This is a genomic window from Amycolatopsis pigmentata (assembly GCF_042684065.1).
In the GTDB taxonomy this organism is placed as follows: Bacteria; Actinomycetota; Actinomycetes; order Mycobacteriales; family Pseudonocardiaceae; genus Amycolatopsis_E; species Amycolatopsis_E pigmentata.
Genome location: NZ_JBHUKR010000022.1, coordinates 68,982 through 86,588, shown reverse-complemented (window position 1 = coordinate 86,588; position 17,607 = coordinate 68,982). Strand labels below are relative to the sequence as shown.

General features: G+C 67.8%; 17 protein-coding genes. 6 read left to right on the top strand and 11 right to left on the bottom strand.

Annotation, left to right across the window (positions count from 1 at the left end; all coding sequences use genetic code 11):
* Positions 1–38 precede the first annotated feature (38 nt).
* Positions 39–449 (top strand): VOC family protein, encoded by a 411-nt coding sequence (locus ACFSXZ_RS35090; RefSeq protein ID WP_378270227.1) that lies wholly within the window; start codon positions 39–41, stop codon positions 447–449.
* Positions 450–463: 14 nt separating this feature from the next.
* Here the strand turns inward: ACFSXZ_RS35090 and ACFSXZ_RS35085 are convergent, their stop codons facing one another.
* From ACFSXZ_RS35085 to ACFSXZ_RS35060, 6 genes are all read right to left on the bottom strand, one after another.
* A complete protein-coding gene (locus tag ACFSXZ_RS35085; RefSeq protein WP_378270225.1) occupies positions 464–1,735 on the bottom strand; it encodes a thymidine phosphorylase in 1,272 nt (423 codons plus the stop codon).
* A complete protein-coding gene (locus tag ACFSXZ_RS35080; protein WP_378270223.1) occupies positions 1,732–2,145 on the bottom strand; it encodes a cytidine deaminase in 414 nt (137 codons plus the stop codon). The genes ACFSXZ_RS35085 and ACFSXZ_RS35080 overlap by 4 nt, the downstream gene beginning before the upstream one ends.
* A gap of 107 nt (positions 2,146–2,252) precedes the next feature.
* Complete coding sequence (locus ACFSXZ_RS35075; protein WP_378270221.1) at positions 2,253–3,521, bottom strand: ABC transporter permease; 1,269 nt, start codon at positions 3,519–3,521, stop codon at positions 2,253–2,255.
* Positions 3,521–4,609, bottom strand: a complete 1,089-nt coding sequence (locus ACFSXZ_RS35070; protein WP_378270219.1) for an ABC transporter permease — start codon at positions 4,607–4,609, stop codon at positions 3,521–3,523. The genes ACFSXZ_RS35075 and ACFSXZ_RS35070 overlap by 1 nt, the downstream gene beginning before the upstream one ends.
* Positions 4,606–6,132, bottom strand: a complete 1,527-nt coding sequence (locus ACFSXZ_RS35065; RefSeq protein ID WP_378270217.1) for an ABC transporter ATP-binding protein — start codon at positions 6,130–6,132, stop codon at positions 4,606–4,608. The genes ACFSXZ_RS35070 and ACFSXZ_RS35065 overlap by 4 nt, the downstream gene beginning before the upstream one ends.
* A 66-nt stretch (positions 6,133–6,198) precedes the next feature.
* Positions 6,199–7,317, bottom strand: a complete 1,119-nt coding sequence (locus ACFSXZ_RS35060) for a BMP family lipoprotein (RefSeq protein ID WP_378270216.1) — start codon at positions 7,315–7,317, stop codon at positions 6,199–6,201.
* Positions 7,318–7,784: 467 nt separating this feature from the next.
* On the opposite strand from ACFSXZ_RS35060, the gene sdhC reads away from it, so the two are divergent.
* Genes sdhC through ACFSXZ_RS35040 form a run of 4 tightly spaced genes read left to right on the top strand, consistent with a single transcriptional unit; the run spans position 7,785 to position 11,230 of the window.
* Complete coding sequence (sdhC, locus tag ACFSXZ_RS35055) at positions 7,785–8,231, top strand: succinate dehydrogenase, cytochrome b556 subunit (protein ID WP_378270450.1); 447 nt, start codon at positions 7,785–7,787, stop codon at positions 8,229–8,231.
* Positions 8,231–8,647, top strand: coding sequence for a succinate dehydrogenase hydrophobic membrane anchor subunit (locus ACFSXZ_RS35050; protein ID WP_378270215.1), 417 nt, complete (start codon positions 8,231–8,233; stop codon positions 8,645–8,647). Before sdhC ends, ACFSXZ_RS35050 begins: the two co-directional genes overlap by 1 nt.
* Positions 8,648–8,663: 16 nt before the next feature.
* Positions 8,664–10,460 (top strand): succinate dehydrogenase flavoprotein subunit, encoded by a 1,797-nt coding sequence (gene sdhA, locus ACFSXZ_RS35045; RefSeq protein ID WP_378270213.1) that lies wholly within the window; start codon positions 8,664–8,666, stop codon positions 10,458–10,460.
* The gene (locus ACFSXZ_RS35040; RefSeq protein WP_378270212.1) at positions 10,460–11,230 is read left to right on the top strand and encodes a succinate dehydrogenase iron-sulfur subunit; all 771 of its coding nucleotides are present in this window, start codon (positions 10,460–10,462) and stop codon (positions 11,228–11,230) included. Before sdhA ends, ACFSXZ_RS35040 begins: the two co-directional genes overlap by 1 nt.
* Positions 11,231–11,375: 145 nt before the next feature.
* Here ACFSXZ_RS35040 and ACFSXZ_RS35035 read toward each other — a convergent pair whose 3' ends face one another.
* The 4 genes from ACFSXZ_RS35035 to ACFSXZ_RS35020 form a co-directional block, all read right to left on the bottom strand.
* Positions 11,376–12,299: an alpha/beta hydrolase family esterase gene (locus tag ACFSXZ_RS35035; RefSeq protein WP_378270210.1), complete on the bottom strand. Its 924-nt coding sequence runs from the start codon at positions 12,297–12,299 to the stop codon at positions 11,376–11,378.
* 218 nt (positions 12,300–12,517) lie between these two features.
* The gene (locus tag ACFSXZ_RS35030; protein ID WP_378270208.1) at positions 12,518–13,369 is read right to left on the bottom strand and encodes a helix-turn-helix transcriptional regulator; all 852 of its coding nucleotides are present in this window, start codon (positions 13,367–13,369) and stop codon (positions 12,518–12,520) included.
* Between the two features lie 124 nt (positions 13,370–13,493).
* The gene (locus ACFSXZ_RS35025) at positions 13,494–14,738 is read right to left on the bottom strand and encodes a ricin-type beta-trefoil lectin domain protein (protein WP_378270207.1); all 1,245 of its coding nucleotides are present in this window, start codon (positions 14,736–14,738) and stop codon (positions 13,494–13,496) included.
* A 131-nt stretch (positions 14,739–14,869) separates the two neighbouring features.
* Positions 14,870–15,100 carry an SCO4848 family membrane protein gene (locus ACFSXZ_RS35020; RefSeq protein ID WP_378270205.1) on the bottom strand — a complete coding sequence of 77 codons (231 nt, stop codon included), beginning with the start codon at positions 15,098–15,100 and terminating at the stop codon, positions 14,870–14,872.
* Positions 15,101–15,172: 72 nt separating this feature from the next.
* Here ACFSXZ_RS35020 and ACFSXZ_RS35015 point away from each other — a divergent pair, with 72 nt between their 5' ends.
* Positions 15,173–16,423 carry a D-alanyl-D-alanine carboxypeptidase family protein gene (locus ACFSXZ_RS35015; RefSeq protein WP_378270204.1) on the top strand — a complete coding sequence of 417 codons (1,251 nt, stop codon included), beginning with the start codon at positions 15,173–15,175 and terminating at the stop codon, positions 16,421–16,423.
* Between the two features lie 179 nt (positions 16,424–16,602).
* On the opposite strand, the gene yhjD is transcribed toward ACFSXZ_RS35015, so the two are convergent.
* The gene (gene yhjD, locus ACFSXZ_RS35010; protein WP_378270202.1) at positions 16,603–17,601 is read right to left on the bottom strand and encodes an inner membrane protein YhjD; all 999 of its coding nucleotides are present in this window, start codon (positions 17,599–17,601) and stop codon (positions 16,603–16,605) included.
* Positions 17,602–17,607: the final 6 nt, after the last annotated feature.

Here is a 17,607-nt window from a genome sequence, read left to right as displayed (position 1 = left end):
CGACGAAAGGGGACATAGTGCGGCAAAACGTGCATTTCATGACCTTCGCGACCGCCGATCTGGACGCCGCGCGTCGCTTCTATGCGGACGCGCTGGGCTGGCGTCCGCTGCTCGACGTACCGGGCGAGATCATCTTCTTCCAGGTAGCGCCGGGCGTGGTACTGGGTCTGTTCGATGCGGCGAGTTTCAACCGTGATCTTGCCGACGGTACCGACCATGCCACGGTCTCCGGTGTGACGGTCTCGCACAACGTCGACAGCCCTGAAGAGGTCCGGTCGGTTGTGGACACCATGGCCGCCGCCGGCGGGACCGTGCTGAAAGAGCCGCGGCCCAGCGAATTCGGCGGCATCTTCCACGCCCATGTCCGCGATCCGAACGGCATCGTCTGGGAGATCGCCCACAATCCCACCTGGCACATCTCCGAAGACGGCACGGTTTCACTGGGCTGACGACACCGGCGGGCTCACACGATTTCGATGACGACGCTTTCTCTCGGCACAGCGGAGTCGTCGTAGGAGAAAGCGCTTTCCAACGCCTCCAGCGCGAACGGAATCGCATCGGGGGTATCAGTGTGCAGTTCCAGCAACGGCTGCCCGGACACGACGGCATCGCCCGGCTTGGCGTGGCACAAGATGCCGGCCGCATGCTGCACCGGCTCTCCCCGGCGCGCCCTGCCCGCGCCGAGTCGCCACGCGGCCACCCCGACGGCATAGGCGTCCAATGTAGACAGAACCCCGTCGCGAACGGATTCGACGACATGAACGTGCCGAGGCGTGGGCAACGGCGCCTCGGGGTCGCCGCCCTGGGCGCTGATCATCCGGCACCAGGTTTCGTAGGCGGCCCCGGAAGCCAGCACCTCAGCAGGATCCATTGTGGACAATCCGCCCACGGCGAGCATTTCCCGCGCCAGCACGCACGTCAGTTCCACGACGTCCGCCGGACCACCGCCGCGTAGCACCTCGACGGCCTCGGCCACCTCGACCGCGTTGCCCACGGCCCGGCCGAGCGGGGTGTCCATCGCGGTCAGCACCGCCCGCGTGGCCACGCCGTGCGCCATGCCGAGTTCGACCAGCGTGTGCGCGAGTTCCCTGGCGTCCTCCACGGTCTTCATGAAGGCGCCGGACCCCGCCTTGACGTCGAGCACCAGGCCGGACGCCCCTTCGGCGATCTTCTTGCTCATGATCGAACTCGCGATCAGCGGGATGGACTCGACCGTGCCGGTCACGTCTCGCAGCGCGTACAGCTTGCGATCCGCCGGAGCCAGGTTCTCCGTCGCCGCGCAGATCACGGCACCGACCTCGGTGAGCTGCCGCGCGATCTCTTCCGGCGAAAGCTCGGCCCGCCAGCCCGGGATGGACTCCAGTTTGTCGAGCGTGCCGCCGGTGTGCCCGAGGCCGCGTCCGGACAGTTGGGGCACCGCGGCTCCGCACGTCGCGACCAGTGGCGCCAGGGGCAACGTGATCTTGTCACCGACGCCGCCGGTGGAGTGCTTGTCCACGGTGGGCCGGGCGACGGGCAGCACCAGCCGCTCCCCTGAGTCGATCATGGCGCCGGTCCAGGCCGCGATCTCCTCCGCCTGCATGCCCCGCAGGAAGATCGCCATGGCCAGCGCGGACATCTGCTCCTCGGCGACGACACCGCGCGTGTAGGCGTCCACGACCCACGCGATCTGCTCGCCGGACAGCCGCTCGCCGTCCCGTTTCGCCCGGATGACCTCTACCGCCGTGAAAGTCATGAGCCGGGAACGTCGTCGGGGCCGAACGCCTCGGGCAACAACGACGACAGCGGTCGCGGCCCGGACGGGGAGTCGACCAGGCAGTCCGCTCCGCCGAACTCGTAGAGGACCTGACGGCAGCGGCCGCACGGCATCAGCAACTCGCCGCTGCCCGACTGGCACGCGACCGCCACCAGCCGCCCGCCTCCGGAGAGCCGCAACTGCCCCGCCATCGTGCACTCCGCGCACAGGCTGAGCCCGTAGGAAGCGTTTTCCACATTGCAGCCCACCACGATCCGACCGTCATCGGTCAGGCCCGCGACACCGACCAGCAACCCCGAATAGGGTGCGTAGGCGTCACCCGCGGCGTGGACCGCCCGTGCCCGCAACGCGTCCCAGTCGAAGAGACCGGCACCGTCCTCAGTAGACAAATCAGTTCCCTTCGCCCCGGCGATACTGTGCTGTCCGTTACCCATCAGACCACAGCCACGGCGGAAACGGGTGACTACAAGCGGATTGGCCGCGGAGGAGTCTCCGCCTACCTTTGGCCGGATTGGTAACGAGCCCCGTCCGCGCGCGGGGGCCGCAATCGCTGCGAAGCCGCGGCGAGCACGATCAGCGTCACGAAGTGCGCGGTGTACGGGGTCAGATCGCTCGGCAGGTCGTCGTTGGCCCAGTAGATCCAGTAAAGCACCCCCGCGCCGAGCACGCCGAGCGCCGCGGCGAGCCACTGACGCCGGATCAACTGCACGACCACGATCACCACCAGCAGCAACACCAGGCCGTACATCAGCGCCAGCACGGCCTTGCCGCCACCGGAAAGCCGCAACCCGTCCGCGTAACCGAACAGCGCCGCGCCACCGAGCAGACCGCCCGGCCGCCAGTTGCCGAAGATCATCGCGGCCAGGCCGATGTAACCGCGGTTGTTCGTCTGGTTCTCCAGATACCCACCGCCGCCGGCGAGCAGCACGAGCGCGGCGCCGCCCATCCCGGCCAGTCCGCCGGAAATCAGCACCGCGACGTACTTGTACCGGTACACGCTGATCCCCAGCGACTCGGCGGCCACCGGGTTCTCCCCACAGGAACGCAGCCGCAGCCCGAACCGTGTCTTCCACAACACGAGATAGCTCAACGGCACCAGCAGAATCGCGATCATCGTCAGCGGCGCGACGCCGGTCACCAGGCCGTTGAGCAACCCGGCCGCGTCGGAAATCCCGACCCGTTGCTGCTGTTCCAGCCCGCTGAGCCAGTCGGACAGGAACGTCGCCGAATAGGTGTCGAAGGTCGGCACGGGCGGCGACTGCCGGGGATTGCCGGACAACGGCTGGAAGATCAGGGTGGACAGATACTTCGCGACACCCAGGCCGAGCAGGTTGATCGCGACCCCGGAGACGATGTGGTTGACGTTGAACGTCACGGTCGCCACCGCGTGCAGCAGCCCGCCCAGCGCGCCGAAGACGATCGCCGCGCCCAGTCCGGCCCACACGCCACCGTGATACGCGCCCCAGGCGGCTCCCCAGGTGCCGAGGATCATCATGCCCTCGAGCCCGATGTTGATCACGCCCGAGCGTTCCGACCACAGACCGCCCAGCCCGGCCAGCAGGATGGGCAACGCCAGGCGCAACGCGATCTGCGCGGTGTTCGTCGAGGTCAGCGTGTTGACGCCGGTGAGATAGGAAGCGGTCGACAGCACGGCGACCACGCCGACCGCCCACAGCACGCTCCGGGCCCAGCCCGGCAGACGCCGCTTGGGGGCGACAGGCACCGTGACCGGCGCCGCCGAGGGGTTCTCGTCGGTGACGACCATCAGATCGCACCCCCTTCGCTGACACTCGCCGGCCCGCCCGCCAGCGCGCGGCCCACCCGGCGCTGCATCGCGGTCAGGTCCGCCCGCCGGACGACCTCGTAGGCCACGACCACCGACAGCACGATGGCACCCTGCATGATCGTGGCGATCTCCTTGGGCACATTCACCTGTTCCAGTGAAACCGCGGACTTGTCCAGGAACGCCCACAACAGGGCGCCCAGGGCGATCCCGCCCGGATGGTTGCGGCCCAGCAGCGCCACCGCGATACCGGTGAAGCCGTACCCCTGGGTCGAGGTGATCGCGTAGTTGTGGTCACGGCCGAGCAGTTCCGGCATCGCGATCAGGCCGGCGACCGCGCCCGAGAGCAGCATGGCGATCATCGTCATGCGTTTCGCGCTGACCCCGCCCGCGGCCGCCGCCGTGGCGGATTCGCCACTCGCCTTGAGCTCGAACCCGAAGCGGGTGCGGCCCAGCATGAACCAGTACCCGACGCCGATCACCACGACGATGATCACGAACCCGAACAGGGTCGCGCCGCCGACCGGAATGCCCGGCACGGTGCCGGACGGCGGAATCGGTTGCGTGCGAAGGTTGTTGCCGGTGAGCACGCCGAACTGCGACGGGTTGATCAGGAAGGCCACGATCCCGCTGACGATCGCGTTGAGCATGATCGTCGAGATGACCTCGCTGACTCCGCGCGTGACCTTGAGGATCGCGGGCAGCGCGGCGTAGAGCGCGCCCGCCGCGAGCGCGATCAGGATGATCACCGCGGTGTGCACGACGGGCGGCAGGCGCAGCGCGCCGCCGGCGATGGCGGCCACCACCGCGGCGAAGCGGTACTGGCCCTCGACCCCGATGTTGAACAGGTTCATCTGGAAGCCGATGGCCACCGAGAGCCCGGACAGGTAGTAGATCGTGGCCAGGTTGACCGTGTCGACCGCCGTCGTGCCCTTGCCCAGCTGGCCGATCATGGTGCCGTAGGCGCGAATCGGGTCCGCACCGGAGATCACCAGCGCCACGGAGCACACCAGCACCGAGAACACGATCGCCAGCAACGGCGGAAGCACCTTGGTACGCCACGAAGTCATGAGCCTGCCCCCGTCATCGCGGAGCCGAGTTGTTGCGGTGTCACCGTGGCGGGGTCGGCTTCGGCGACCAGCCGCCCGCGCAGCATCACGCGGATCGTGTCGGACAACCCGATCAGCTCGTCGAGGTCGGCCGAGATCAGCAGCACGGCCAGCCCGTCCCGGCCCGCGGCCCGGATCCGCTCCCAGATCAGCGCCTGTGCGCCCACGTCGACACCTCGCGTGGGATGTGCCGCGATCAACAGCACCGGAGCACCCGAAAGTTCCCGCCCCACCACGAGTTTCTGCTGGTTCCCGCCGGACAGGGCGGCTGCCGGCACGTCGATGCCGGGTGTACGCACGTCGTAGTCGCGCACGATCCGCTCGGTGTCCCGGCGGGTGCCCGCGAGGTCGAGCAAGTGTCCTTTGGAGACCGGTTCACGTGACTGGTAGCCGAGAATTCTGTTGAACCACAACGGTTCCGTCAGCAGGAGCCCGTGACGCGTGCGGTCCTCGGCGATGTAACCGATGCCCGCCTCGCGACGGGCGAGCGTGCCGAGCCGGGTCAGATCACGGACGTTTCCGGCTCCGTCGACCAGCTCGATGGTCCCCGCGCTCGCCTTGCGCATCCCGATAATGGTCTCGACCAGTTCGGTCTGCCCGTTGCCCTCCACGCCCGCGATACCGAGCACCTCACCCGCGTGCAGGGTGAAGGACACGTCGTCGAGCACGGCACGCGTGGACCCTTCGGTTTCCAGCAGCAGGTCCGAAACCCGCAACACGTCGTGACCGGCCACAGTGGACTCCCGTGTGCCGGGCGCGGGCAACTGCGAACCGACCATCATCTCGGCCAGCTCGCGCGTGCTGATCTCCTTCGGATCCACCGTGCCGACGGTGGTACCGCGCCGGATCACCGTGACCCGGTCGGCGATCGCGCGCACCTCGTCCAGCTTGTGGGAGATGAAGACGAAGGTGATCCCGTCCGCGGCCATCTCACGCACCGTGCGGAACAGGGACTCGACCTCCTGCGGCACGAGCACGGCGGTCGGCTCGTCGAGGATGATGATCCGCGCGCCCCGGTAGAGCACCTTGATGATCTCCACCCGCTGCCGGTCCGCCACCCCGAGGCGTTCCACCAGCGTGCCGGCAGACGCCTCGAGACCGGTCGTCGCGGCGAGTTCGGCCACCCGTGCCCTGGCCCTGCGCCCGATGCCCAGCGAGGACTCCGCGCCCAGCACCACGTTTTCCAGCACGGTCAGGTTGTCGGCGAGCATGAAGTGCTGGTGCACCATGCCGATCCCCGCGCGGATCGCGTCCTGCGGATTGCGCAGCCGGACCCGCTCGCCGCGGAGGGAGATGGTGCCCTCGTCGGGTTGCTGCATCCCGTAGAGGATCTTCATCAGGGTCGACTTGCCGGCCCCGTTCTCACCGCACACCGCGTGCACCTCGCCGGCGCGGACGGTGAGGTTGACGTCGGAGTTGGCGACCACGCCCGGGAACCGTTTGGTGATCCCGGACAGCTCGACAACCACTTCTGTGTCGCTCATGAAGCTCCTGAAAACGGCGGAAGGGCTCGGGGCGCTGGAGCCCCGAGCCCGCCGCCTGGACGCTCGTTACCTGGGTGTGGTGGCCACGGTGATCTTGCCGTCGATGATCTGCTGCCGGTACCCCTGAAGGGCGGGCACGACGTCGTCGATCTTGCCGCCGGAGGTGGCATACCCCACGCCGTCGACCTTGAGGTCGAACCGCTTGGGCAGCGAGCCCAGCGTGTTCGTGGCCACGGCCACGATGTAGTCGTACACCGCGACGTCCACCCGCTTGAGCATGGACGTGATGATCACGTCCTTGCTGTTGGCGACCGTCTTCTGGTTGTACTGATCGGAGTCCACGCCGATGGCGAGCGCGTTGGCCGACTTGGCCGCCTCGAACACGCCCTTCCCGGACGCGCCCGCCGCGTGGTAGACGACGTCCGCGCCCTTGCTGATCTCGGCCGCGGCGACCACGTTGCCCTTCGCCGGGTCCTGGAACCCGGAGAAGTCACCGGCCGGGGTGAGGTACTGGTCCTCGATGACGACCTTGCTCGAAGCCGCCTTCGCGCCCTGGTCGAAGCCCGCCTGGAACTTCTGGATCAGCGGCGTGTTCACCCCGCCGACGAACCCGACGTGACACTTCTTGCTCTTGTAGACGGCCGCGACCCCGACCAGGAACGAGCCCTGCTCCTCGGAGAACACCAGCGGCGTCACGTTCGGCAGGCTGATCGAATCGTCGTCGATGATCGCGAACTTCGTGTTCGGGAACTTCGTGGCGACCGCCTTGACCGCGTCCGCGTAGGCGAACCCGATCGCGATCACCGGGTTGTAGCCGTTGGTGGCCTGCTGGCTCAGGCGCTGCTCCTTGGCCGCCTCGTCCTCGCTCGGGCCCGCCGTGCTCTCGCTCACGTCGCGCACCCCGAAGTCGGCCTTGGCCTTGTCGACCCCGGCGGCGGCCGCGTCGTTGAACGAGGCGTCACCACGGCCGCCGATGTCGTAGGAGAGGCCGATCCGCATGGCGCTCGCGTCGACCTTGGCGCCCGCGGCGCTGGAGGACGTCGAACCCGCCGGTGCGGCAGGAGCGGTGGACGTCACACAGGACCCGGACGCGGAGTCGGTCTTGCCACCGCCGCCCCCGCCACTCGAGTCCTTGGCACACCCGGCCAGGGCCAGCACTCCGGCCAGCGCCGTCGCCGTTACCAATGCGACCGAAGGTAGGCGGATACGGTCTGCAGCCGACCCGCTCGTAGACACCCATTTCCGCCGTGGCTGCCGTCGGATTGGGAACGAACCGCACAGTACCACCGTGCTCCGGGTTCTCCGGCTGCTGCGCACGTGCATCTCCCTCCTGCCGCTGAGGTCCAGCGGGCCGAACAACGGCCCGGCCATCTCTTCGCCGGGCTCGACTGGCGAACGGTACCGGTCCGGGCGACGAGGCCCATACCGAAAAGCATTCACGTAACCGAAATGTTTGTTTGGACTCGTCCACGCCGGGGCTACCACTGGCCGATGGCCGCCATGAGTGAGATGGGCCACGCGCTGAGTGTCTGGTCGATCACAACGGTCCGCCCGAGCGTGAGGAGGCGTCTGGCTGCGGGTTTAGCATCCGAAGTATCGAAGCTCGTTGAATTTCACGAGCTCCAACCATGATGTTGGAGGCCGCACTACCGATGTCCACCACGGCCAGCACCGCCCGCGAGGCGGCGGCGAGCGATCGGGCTGGTGACCCACGCCGGAAAGGCACCTTCTACCGGGGCGACCCGGGTATGTGGTCCTGGGTCGCGCACCGGATCACCGGCGTGCTCACCTTTTTCTTCCTGTTCGTCCACGTGCTCGACACCGCACTCGTCCGGGTTTCGCCGGACACCTACAACCAGGTGATCGAGACCTACAAGACCCCGATCGTCAACCTCCTCGAGGTCGGTCTCGTCGGCGCGGTGCTCTACCACGCGCTGAACGGCATCCGGGTGATGCTGGTCGACTTCTGGGCCAAGGGCCCGAAGTACCAGCGGCCGATGCTGTGGACGATCCTGGTGATCTGGTTCGCCGTGATGATCCCGGGCGCGATCGTGATGCTCTGGCGCACGGCGTCCACGCTGTTCGGAGGCGCGCACTGATGCCGGACGAATCCCTCGTACTCGACAAGCCACGTTCCCCGCGCAGGCCGGCCGCCCGCCGGGGCAACTTCGAGCTCTACAGCTGGCTGTTCATGCGGATCTCCGGCGTCGCGCTGGTCATCCTGGTGCTCGGCCACCTGTTCATCATGAACATCCTCGACGGCGGTGTGCACCGGATCAACTTCGGTTTCGTCGCCGGTCGGTGGGCCTCGCCGTTCTGGCAGTTCTGGGATCTGGCGATGCTCTGGCTCGCCGAAATCCACGGCGGCAACGGGTTGCGCACCATCATCGACGACTACGCGCGCAAGGATTCGACGCGGTTCTGGCTGAAGATCCTGCTCTACGTCGCGATGGCGATCATCCTGTTCGCCGGCACCCTGGTGATCTTCACCTTCGACCCGAACATCGCGAGCTGATCCCAAGGAAGCCGTTATGCAGTTCCACAAGTACGACGTGGTGATCGTGGGCGCGGGTGGCGCGGGGATGCGCGCCGCCCTCGAAGCGGGCCAGCGCGCCCGCACCGCGGTCCTCACCAAGCTCTACCCGACCCGCTCGCACACCGGCGCGGCCCAGGGCGGCATGTGCGCCGCGCTGGCGAACGTCGAAGAGGACAACTGGGAGTGGCACACCTTCGACACGGTCAAGGGTGGTGACTACCTGACCGACCAGGACGCGGCCGAGATCATGGCGAAGGAGGCCATCGACGCGGTCCTCGACCTGGAGAAGATGGGCCTGCCGTTCAACCGGACCCCCGAAGGCAAGATCGACCAGCGGCGCTTCGGCGGGCACACCCGCGACCACGGCAAGGCCGCGGTCCGCCGAGCCTGCTACGCCGCGGACCGCACCGGTCACATGATCCTCCAGACGCTCTACCAAAACTGCGTCAAGCACGGGATCGAGTTCTTCAACGAGTTCTACGTGCTGGACGTCGTGATCACCGACACCGAGGACGGCCCGGTCGCCACCGGGGCGGTCGCGTACGAACTCGCCACCGGCGAAATCCACGTCTTCCAGGCCAAGTCGATCGTGTTCGCCACCGGCGGGTTCGGGAAGGTCTTCAAGACCACCTCGAACGCGCACACCCTGACCGGCGACGGGATGGGCATCTACTACCGCAAGGGCCTGCCGCTGGAGGACATCGAGTTCTACCAGTTCCACCCGACCGGCCTGGCCGGGCTGGGCATCCTGCTCACCGAAGGGGCCCGGGGCGAGGGCGCGATCCTGCGCAACGCCGACGGCGAGCGGTTCATGGAGCGCTACGCCCCCACAATCAAGGACCTCGCGCCGCGGGACATCGTCGCCCGTTCGATGGTGCTCGAAGTGCTCGAAGGCCGGGGCGCGGGCCCGCACAAGGATTACGTGCTGCTGGACTGCACGCACCTCGGGGCCGAGGTGCTGGAGGCGAAGCTGCCCGACATCACCGAGTTCGCGCGCACCTATCTCGGCGTCGACCCGGTGACCGAGCCGGTGCCGGTGTACCCGACTGCGCACTACGCGATGGGTGGCATCCCCACCAATGTGCACGGTGAAGCGCTGCGCGACAACGACACGGTGATCCCCGGGCTCTACGCCGCCGGTGAATGCGCCTGCGTCTCGGTGCACGGCGCGAACCGCCTGGGCACCAACTCACTGTTGGACATCAACGTGTTCGGGCGCCGGGCAGGGATCGCCGCGGCCGAGTACGCGCAGGGCCGGCCTCACGTCGATCTGCCGGACAACCCGGCGAGCCTGGTCGAGAACATGGTCTCCCACCTGCGCACCGCGCACGGTGGCGAGCGCGTCGCCGACATCCGGACCGAGTTGCAGCAGACCATGGACACCAACGCCGCGGTCTACCGCACCGAGGAGACGCTCAAGACGGCGCTGACCGACGTGCAGCGGCTCAAGGAGCGCTACGGCCGGATTTCGGTGCAGGACAAGGGGAAGCGGTACAACACGGACCTGCTCGAGGCGATCGAGCTGGGCTTCCTGCTCGACCTGGCCGAGGCGCTGGTCCACGCCGCCTTGGCGCGCAAGGAATCCCGCGGCGGTCACGCCCGCGAGGACTACCCGAACCGGGACGACGTGAACTTCATGCGGCACTCGATGTCGTACAAGATCCTTCCCGGGGAAGGAAAGGCCCCGAGTCCGGACGCTCCCCTGGGCATTCCCGGATTCATCGCCGACATCCGGTTGGACTACAAGCCGGTGACCTTCACCCGGTACGAGCCTATGGAGCGGAAGTACTGATGACCGCGGTCAGCGAAGACGTCAAAACGGAAATCCCGGCGGCGGAAGGCGCGGTCACCGTCACGGTGCGGATTCTGCGCTTCAATCCGGAAATCGACGAAGAACCGCACTGGGAGTCCTACCCGGTTCCGGCGCTGCCCACGGACCGTGTGCTGAACCTGTTGTTCGCCATCAAGAACTACGTCGACGGCACGCTGTCGTTCCGCCGGTCGTGCGCGCACGGCGTGTGCGGGTCCGACGCCATGCAGATCAACGGGATCAACCGGCTGGCGTGCAAGGTCCTGGTCAAGGACCTGATGGCGAAGAAGGGCAAGGAGACGGTCATCACCGTCGCCCCGATCAAGGGCCTGCCGACGATGAAGGACCTCTATGTCGACATGGAGCCCTTCTTCGAGGCCTACCGCGCGGTGAAGCCGTACCTGATCGCCTACGGCAACGAGCCGACCCGCGAGCGCATCCAGTCCCAGGCCGACCGCGACCGCTTCGACGACACCACCAAGTGCATCCTGTGTGCCGCGTGCACCTCGTCCTGCCCGGTGTACTGGAACGACGGGTCGTACTTCGGCCCGGCCGCGATCGTCAACGCGCACCGGTTCATCTTCGACTCGCGGGACGAAGGCTCGGAAGAACGCCTCGACATCCTCAACGACGCCGAGGGCGTGTGGCGCTGCCGCACCACGTTCAACTGCACCGACGCCTGCCCTCGCGGCATCCAGGTCACCAAGGCGATCCAAGAGGTCAAGCGCGCCTTGCTGTTCAAGCGCGTCTGATTCCGCGAGACGGGCAGGGGCATCGCACCACGCCCCTGCCCGCTCCTCGACATCAGACCAGACCGGGCTCCGGTCGGGCACTTCCCTCGCGAGCAACGAGGCACTGAGCTTCTCGAACTGACCAAAGGCGGCCGCCCGGCACTCCTTATGCTTTTCCTTCCGCGGCGTAGAACTCCCACATCTCTTGTCCGGTGTCGAACTCCTGGTTTGTCCGTCCCATGATGCGCGGAGCGGCAGCCGTGAGATTGGGAATGACGTGCCCGCCGTTGTGGACGGTGACCGCTTTCACCGACGGTTTACCGGCTTCCCGGTAGTCCGCTGTTTCGATCGACGTCTTCCGCGCCTGCCGGCCTGGCTGCGGCCTGCTGATCACCGGCTCAGCGTCGATGCCATTACACCGTGCGTAGTATTCGGCGCTCTCCGAGAACGACAGGCCGAGGCCGCGTGGACGGAAGCCCCACAAACTGGCCATGCCACCGTTGTAGGGCACCAGCGGATCACGGGTACCGTGGATCAACAGGACGGGCAGGGGGCGCAGCTCGCCGTCGATCATGAAATTCTCTCGGGCCGGTTTGGTCGCGGAGATGATGGTCGCGCCGGCGAACAATTCTGGTGCTTCGTGGATCAGCCGGATGACCATCTGGCCGCCGTTGGAGTAACCCGCGACAAAGACCCGCGAAGGGTCGGTGCCACCGTTGTCGACGGAACGGGAGATCACCGCGCGGGTGAACGCGACGTCGTCGTAGTTCTCCCGGCGCGCCGGGAAGTTGACCGAGATCCGGCCATCGTTCCAGTGTGCCTTGTACCCGTTGAGGTAAACGACACGGACGCCGTGGCGCGCGGCAAGCGCGTCGAAGGTGTACCCGCTGAAGGCCCGGACTTTCTTTCCGGTCTGGTTGGAGCCGTGGAATACCAGTAGCAGCGGAGCGCCCTTCGCGAGGTTGGCGGGCGTGACTTCGTGATAAGTACGGTGCCGGCCTGCTACCTCGATGTTCCCGTCTTCGACGACCAGGCTACCGAGATCCCGAACTGCCTTCTTCTCGGCGGATTGGCGGGCCAAAGTGATCATGCCTCCTCGTAAAGCGCTCCATGGAGCTTGTCTTCAGCAGTCTGTTTCCTCCAGCGTGATGCGGTTCAGCGACCGTAAACAGGGACCGAAGGTACGTGGCTACCGCCGAGGACGCCGATATCATTCGACGTGGCGATGTACGTACCCGGTAGCGGGTGATCCGGCGTTCATCGCGCGGCGTCCGGGGTTCCCGTCGACCGCGCGACCAGCCTGACGAATCAGGTGGAGGCGCTCCACTGTTGAGTGCCGATGACCTTGAGGAGTTGCAGTGTTTCGAAGGCGCCGGAGCCCTGCTCGGCGGTGAAGATGACCAGTTGTTGGTCTTGGTCGGGGAGGGTGAGGATGTCGAAGTCCAGCTCTATCGGGCCGACGTGAGGGTGCTGGAACATCTGGCGGTTGTGGTGTTCGACGCGCACTACTGCTGAGTTCCACAGGCGGGTGAACTCCGCGCTGGCGGCCAGCAGTTCGTCGATGAGGGCTTGGATTTCGGCGTTGCCGGGATAGCGGGCGTGCGCGATCCGCAGGTAACTGACGGCGGTGATGGCGAACCGGTCATCGGCGGCGAGCATGGAGCTCGATTGCCCGGTACCACGGTCGAGGAAGAACCGGCGGACGACGTTGCGGTCTTGGCCGGACAGCTCGGAGAAGTCCTCGAACAGGGCCGCGGCCAACGAGTTCCAGGCCAGTACCTGGCAAGTACCGTCGACGACCAATGCGGGCGCGTCGGTCAAGCGGTGGACCAGTTTCGCCGTCGAGGCGGTCACTTGGCGCGACAGCCCCTCGGCTCGCTGCTCTTGCGCCTGCCCCGCCAGGTGAAACAGATGGGCCCGTTCCTGGTCGGACAGCAGCAGGGCGCGGGCGATGCCGTCCAGCACGGCACGTGACGGGTGCCTCCCCCGAGCCTGCTCCAGCCGGCTGTAGTGATCCACCGACACGCTGGCCAGTTGCGCCACTTCCTCGCGGCGCAGTCCCGGCGTCCGGCGCCGGAGTCCGTGTGGCAGGCCGACGTCCTCGGGCTGGATCTTCTCACGTCTGCGGCGCAGAAACGTCGCGAGCGCCCGCCTGTCCACACGGCCACAGTACCGCGCGGGGTGGTGCCGTCAGCCACGGAATCGCGGTCCCCTGGCGGGCGCACGACCGCCGGGAAGCCGGGCGTCGGGTCCGGCCCGCTGTCGTTGGTCCCGGCCTCGGTCCTCAGGCGCCCGGCGTGACGTAGTTCCAGTGCTGGTTGTCGGTGTTCGCGCAGGTCCAGATCTGGAGCTGGGTGCCGTTGGCGGTGTTCCGGTCGGTCACGTCGAGGCACTTGCCCGACTGCGGGTTGACCAGCTCGCCGGAGGAGTCGAACTGCCACTGCTGCGCGCCGGTCTGGTTGCAGTCGTAGAGGTTGACCTTGGTGCCGTCCCCGGTGTTACCACCGACCACGTCCAGGCACTTGCCGAGGACGCGCAACGTGCCATCGCCCGGCCGGGTCCAGGTCTGGGCCGAGGTGCCGTTGCAGTCGTAGAGGTTGATCGGGTTCGTGTTGGCCGTCAAAGCGGCGTAGTCGTCCACGCACTTGCCGGCCAGGCCGGTGAGCCGCCCGGCGGGCTGGTCCGGCGTCCCGCTGTAGACGTGCACGTAGTCGACGACCATGCTCGCCGGGAACGGGGTCGAACCGTTGGGGTCGCCGGGCCAGTTCCCGCCGACGGCGAGGTTGAGCAGCATGAAGAACGGGTGGTCGAACACCCACGGGTTGCCGCCGGCGTCGGACCGCGTGTGGTTTTCCACGGCCAGCCCGTCGAGCGACCACACGACCCCGTTCGGCCCCCAGTCCACCGCGTAGGTGTGGAAGTCGCTGGACAACTGGGCCCCGCCGGGCAGGGTGTAGGTGCCGGTCAGCGGGTTGCCGCCGGAGTAGCCCGGGCCATGCAGACTGCCGTGGTTCGTGCCCTCGTCGGAGCCGATGGTCTCCATGATGTCGATCTCGCCGTTGTTCGGCCAGCCCGCTCCACCGTCGCCGAGCATCCAGAACGCGGGCCACATCCCCTGCCCCGGCGGCATCTTCACGCGAGCCTCGAAATGCCCGTATTTCTGCGTGAAGGTCTGCGCGGTCAACAGCCGCGCGGAGGTGTACCAGCAGGGCCCGTACCAGCACTGATAGCCCGATGCGTCGTTGTTGCGGGCGGTGATCACGAGGTGACCCTGACCGTCGGTGGCCGCGTTGGCCGTGCTGTCGGTGTAGTACTCCCGCTCGTTGTTGCCCCAGCCCGAGCCGCCGATGTCGTGCCGCCACCGACCGGCGTCCGGGGCGGTGCCCGCGGGTTGGTCGAAGTCGTCGGACCAGGTCGGCGTGAGGCTGTTGGCGCCCACCTGCGCGGCCGGAACTCCGGCCTCACCGGCCGCTCCGGCCGCCGGGCTCAGCGCGGCCGTCACCGCGGCGCAGGCGAAAACACTTACCATCCAGGACAATTTCCGCAGCCGCACCGCCGCCACCACCTTGTCACATCAGTGGTCTGGTCCAATTGGTCTGAACCTGAGTGTGACCGCGGTCATAGTGGCGTGTCAAGGGGTGAAACGGGGCTTTCGCCACCTCACTCCTGGCGACGGGACGCCCGGAAGCCACGCCACCCGAGCACGCCGATGATCGTGCCGAGGACGAAGGAGACGATCGCGAGGATCAGGTGCACCACGAAGAACGGGGTCGCCGAGCCGTCCGGCGCCCACGACTGGGTGCTGGCCCACAGATTCTTCACGAAGGTGATCCAGATGACCCAGGACCAAACGCCGAAACCGAACAAGAACAACGAAACACGTCGAGACATGCCGCGAGTATCCCCCGATCGATGCCGCTTTCTTCACCCGGTTGCCAGCCCCCGCTGAATTAACCTGTCCCGGTGCGCAGATTCACCTCGATCGTGACGCTCGTGCTGGCCCTTGTCTGTCCTCCACTGGTAACCGCGGCTCCGGCCGCCTTCGCGCAGGGCGCCTGCCCGGGCGGCGAGGCGCCACCGCCGCCGGTGGACACCTCGGAAAGACCCGCGCCGGGCCAGCCCGCTCCCGCGCCGTTGCCGGTCCCCGCCCAGCCGGTCGGCGGCCAGCGAATGGGCGGATGCGGCCCGATCGTCCCCGCCGGTGCCGCCGCCCCGCCGGAGACCACCGCGGCGTCCTGGGTGGTGCAGGATCTCGACACCGGCGCCGTGGTCGCCGCCAAGAACCCGCACGTGCGGGAACGCCCGGCCTCGTTGATCAAGACCCTGCTCGCGCTGGTGGTGGTCCAGCAGCTCAAACCCGACCAGGAGGTCGTCGCCTCCCCCGAGGACACCACCCAGGAATGCACCTGCGTCGGCCTCGCCGCGGGTGGCCACTACACCGTCGACCAACTGCTCCACGGCCTGTTGATGCACTCCGGCAACGACGCCGCGCACGCCCTGGCCTCCGCGCTCGGCGGCGTGCCCGAGGCGGTGCGGAAGATGAACGACCTGGCCGCCTCGATCGGCGCCGACGACACTCGCGCCGCCACCCCGTCCGGTCTCGACGGGCCCGGCATGTCCACTTCGGCCTACGACCTGAGCCTCATCTTCGGAGTGGCCATGCGGGAGCCGCAGTTCGCGACCGACGTGTCCACCCGTGATTTCCAGTTCCCCGCCCAGCTCGGCCAGCCGGCGTACTCGATCATCAACGACAACCGGCTGCTCGGCCAGTATCCGGGCTTCCTCGGCGGCAAGACCGGGTTCACCGACGACGCGCGGCACACCTACGTCGGCGCGGCGGAACGCGACGGCAAACGGCTCGCGGTCGTGATGACCCGGGCCGAACAGCAGCCGATCCCGGTCGTGAACCAGGCCGCCAAGCTCCTCGACTACGGCTTCGGCCTGGAGCGGGCCGGCGCCGAGCCGGTGGGCCGGATCGAGCCGTCGACCGCCACCGCCACCGCCTCACCGGGCGGCGCCGAACCGCAGGCGCTGGCAGGCACCGCCAACACCGGCAACGCGGCCACCAAGACCACACCGCGGGACCCGTTCGGCCTGGCGGGCTGGATGGTCACGCTCGCCGCCGCGGCACTGATCGTGGTGGGCTTCCTCGTCGCCCGCCGCCGCGGCGCGAGGAAAAGCGCGGCCTACCGCGCGCCCCAGCGCACGAGGTAGCCGCCGCCCCGGGTTTTGGAGGAAGGAGCGTTTGCTCGGCCGGAGGCGGCAGCGGCGAGGGACCACCGCAGAGCCTTTCCGCCGGAGGCCGCTGCACGCGGCCGGACACGCTTTTCGTCCGGCCGCCGATCGACACGGACGAACCGTAGTAAACATTCATTGCTTCCCAACCCAGGCCGTCAGCGTCGCCGGCCCAGCCAGGCCAACAGGGCCCCGGCACCGAACGCGCCTGCCACCGCGCCCGGCCCGGCGCCCCGCCGTACCTCGACGCGCGGCCGGATCAACGCCGGCGGCGGAGGCGCGATGGTGAGGATGACGTTCTCCCGCGCGGTGGCGGTCCACGCGGCCACGAACAACAGGAACCGCGAAACCAGGTTGGCGAACACCAGCAACCCGATGATGGGCCCGAACAGGGCGCTGGCCGGGGACCGCGTCACCGCCGCGAGGAAGATTCCCGCCGCCTGCTTGAGCACCTCGAACCCGATCGCGGCGATGATCGCGCCCTTGATCGCGCTGCGGGCCGTGACCGGCTGCCTCGGCAACCGCGAAAACACCCACAGGAACACCAGCACGTTGGCCAACAGGGCCAGCACGATGGTCAAGGCGTGCAACAGGAACAGCGCCCATCCCTGGTTCTCCAGCCCGGCGAGGCGCAGCAGGAGATTCCCGACACTCCCGCCGACCGCGGTCAGGCCGAACGAAACGACCATGGCGAGACCGAGGCCGACCAGCGAGGCCAGATCCTTCAGTGTCGTCGAAACCAACGGAAGTTTCGGGCGTTCCTGTCCCCACTGCGCGGTCAGCGCGTCACGCAGGTTGGTCATCCAGCCGAGACCGGCGTAGAGGGCCACCAGCAGTCCCAAGATCCCCGTCGCGCTGCCCGCGTCGAGCGCGGCTGTCACGAGCTTGTCGAACAACTCGCCGAGCCCCGGCGGCGCCGAGCGCAGGATGCCCTGCCGGAGTTCGTTCAGCGCCCTGGCATTGTCCGACAGGACGAAGCCCGCCACCGAGAAACCGACCATCAGCAACGGGAACAGCGACAGCACGCTGAAGTAGGTGATCGCGGCGGCGTAATGATTCCCGTAACGCTCGGTGAAGGCGTCGGCGGCTCTGATCACGTGATCCAGCCAGGGGTACTTCCTGCGCAGCCTGGGGACCAGTTTTTCTTTCTCCGCCACACCGGA

Coding starts and splice junctions, on each gene's coding strand:
- ACFSXZ_RS35090 (WP_378270227.1), top strand. CDS start 39: ATGACCTTCGCGACCGCCGATCTGGACGCCGCGCGTCGCTTCTATGCG.
- ACFSXZ_RS35085 (WP_378270225.1), bottom strand. CDS start 1,735: ATGACTTTCACGGCGGTAGAGGTCATCCGGGCGAAACGGGACGGCGAG.
- ACFSXZ_RS35075 (WP_378270221.1), bottom strand. CDS start 3,521: ATGGTCGTCACCGACGAGAACCCCTCGGCGGCGCCGGTCACGGTGCCT.
- ACFSXZ_RS35070 (WP_378270219.1), bottom strand. CDS start 4,609: ATGACTTCGTGGCGTACCAAGGTGCTTCCGCCGTTGCTGGCGATCGTG.
- ACFSXZ_RS35065 (WP_378270217.1), bottom strand. CDS start 6,132: ATGAGCGACACAGAAGTGGTTGTCGAGCTGTCCGGGATCACCAAACGG.
- sdhC (WP_378270450.1), top strand. CDS start 7,785: ATGTCCACCACGGCCAGCACCGCCCGCGAGGCGGCGGCGAGCGATCGG.
- ACFSXZ_RS35050 (WP_378270215.1), top strand. CDS start 8,231: ATGCCGGACGAATCCCTCGTACTCGACAAGCCACGTTCCCCGCGCAGG.
- sdhA (WP_378270213.1), top strand. CDS start 8,664: ATGCAGTTCCACAAGTACGACGTGGTGATCGTGGGCGCGGGTGGCGCG.
- ACFSXZ_RS35040 (WP_378270212.1), top strand. CDS start 10,460: ATGACCGCGGTCAGCGAAGACGTCAAAACGGAAATCCCGGCGGCGGAA.
- ACFSXZ_RS35035 (WP_378270210.1), bottom strand. CDS start 12,299: ATGATCACTTTGGCCCGCCAATCCGCCGAGAAGAAGGCAGTTCGGGAT.
- ACFSXZ_RS35025 (WP_378270207.1), bottom strand. CDS start 14,738: ATGGTAAGTGTTTTCGCCTGCGCCGCGGTGACGGCCGCGCTGAGCCCG.
- ACFSXZ_RS35020 (WP_378270205.1), bottom strand. CDS start 15,100: ATGTCTCGACGTGTTTCGTTGTTCTTGTTCGGTTTCGGCGTTTGGTCC.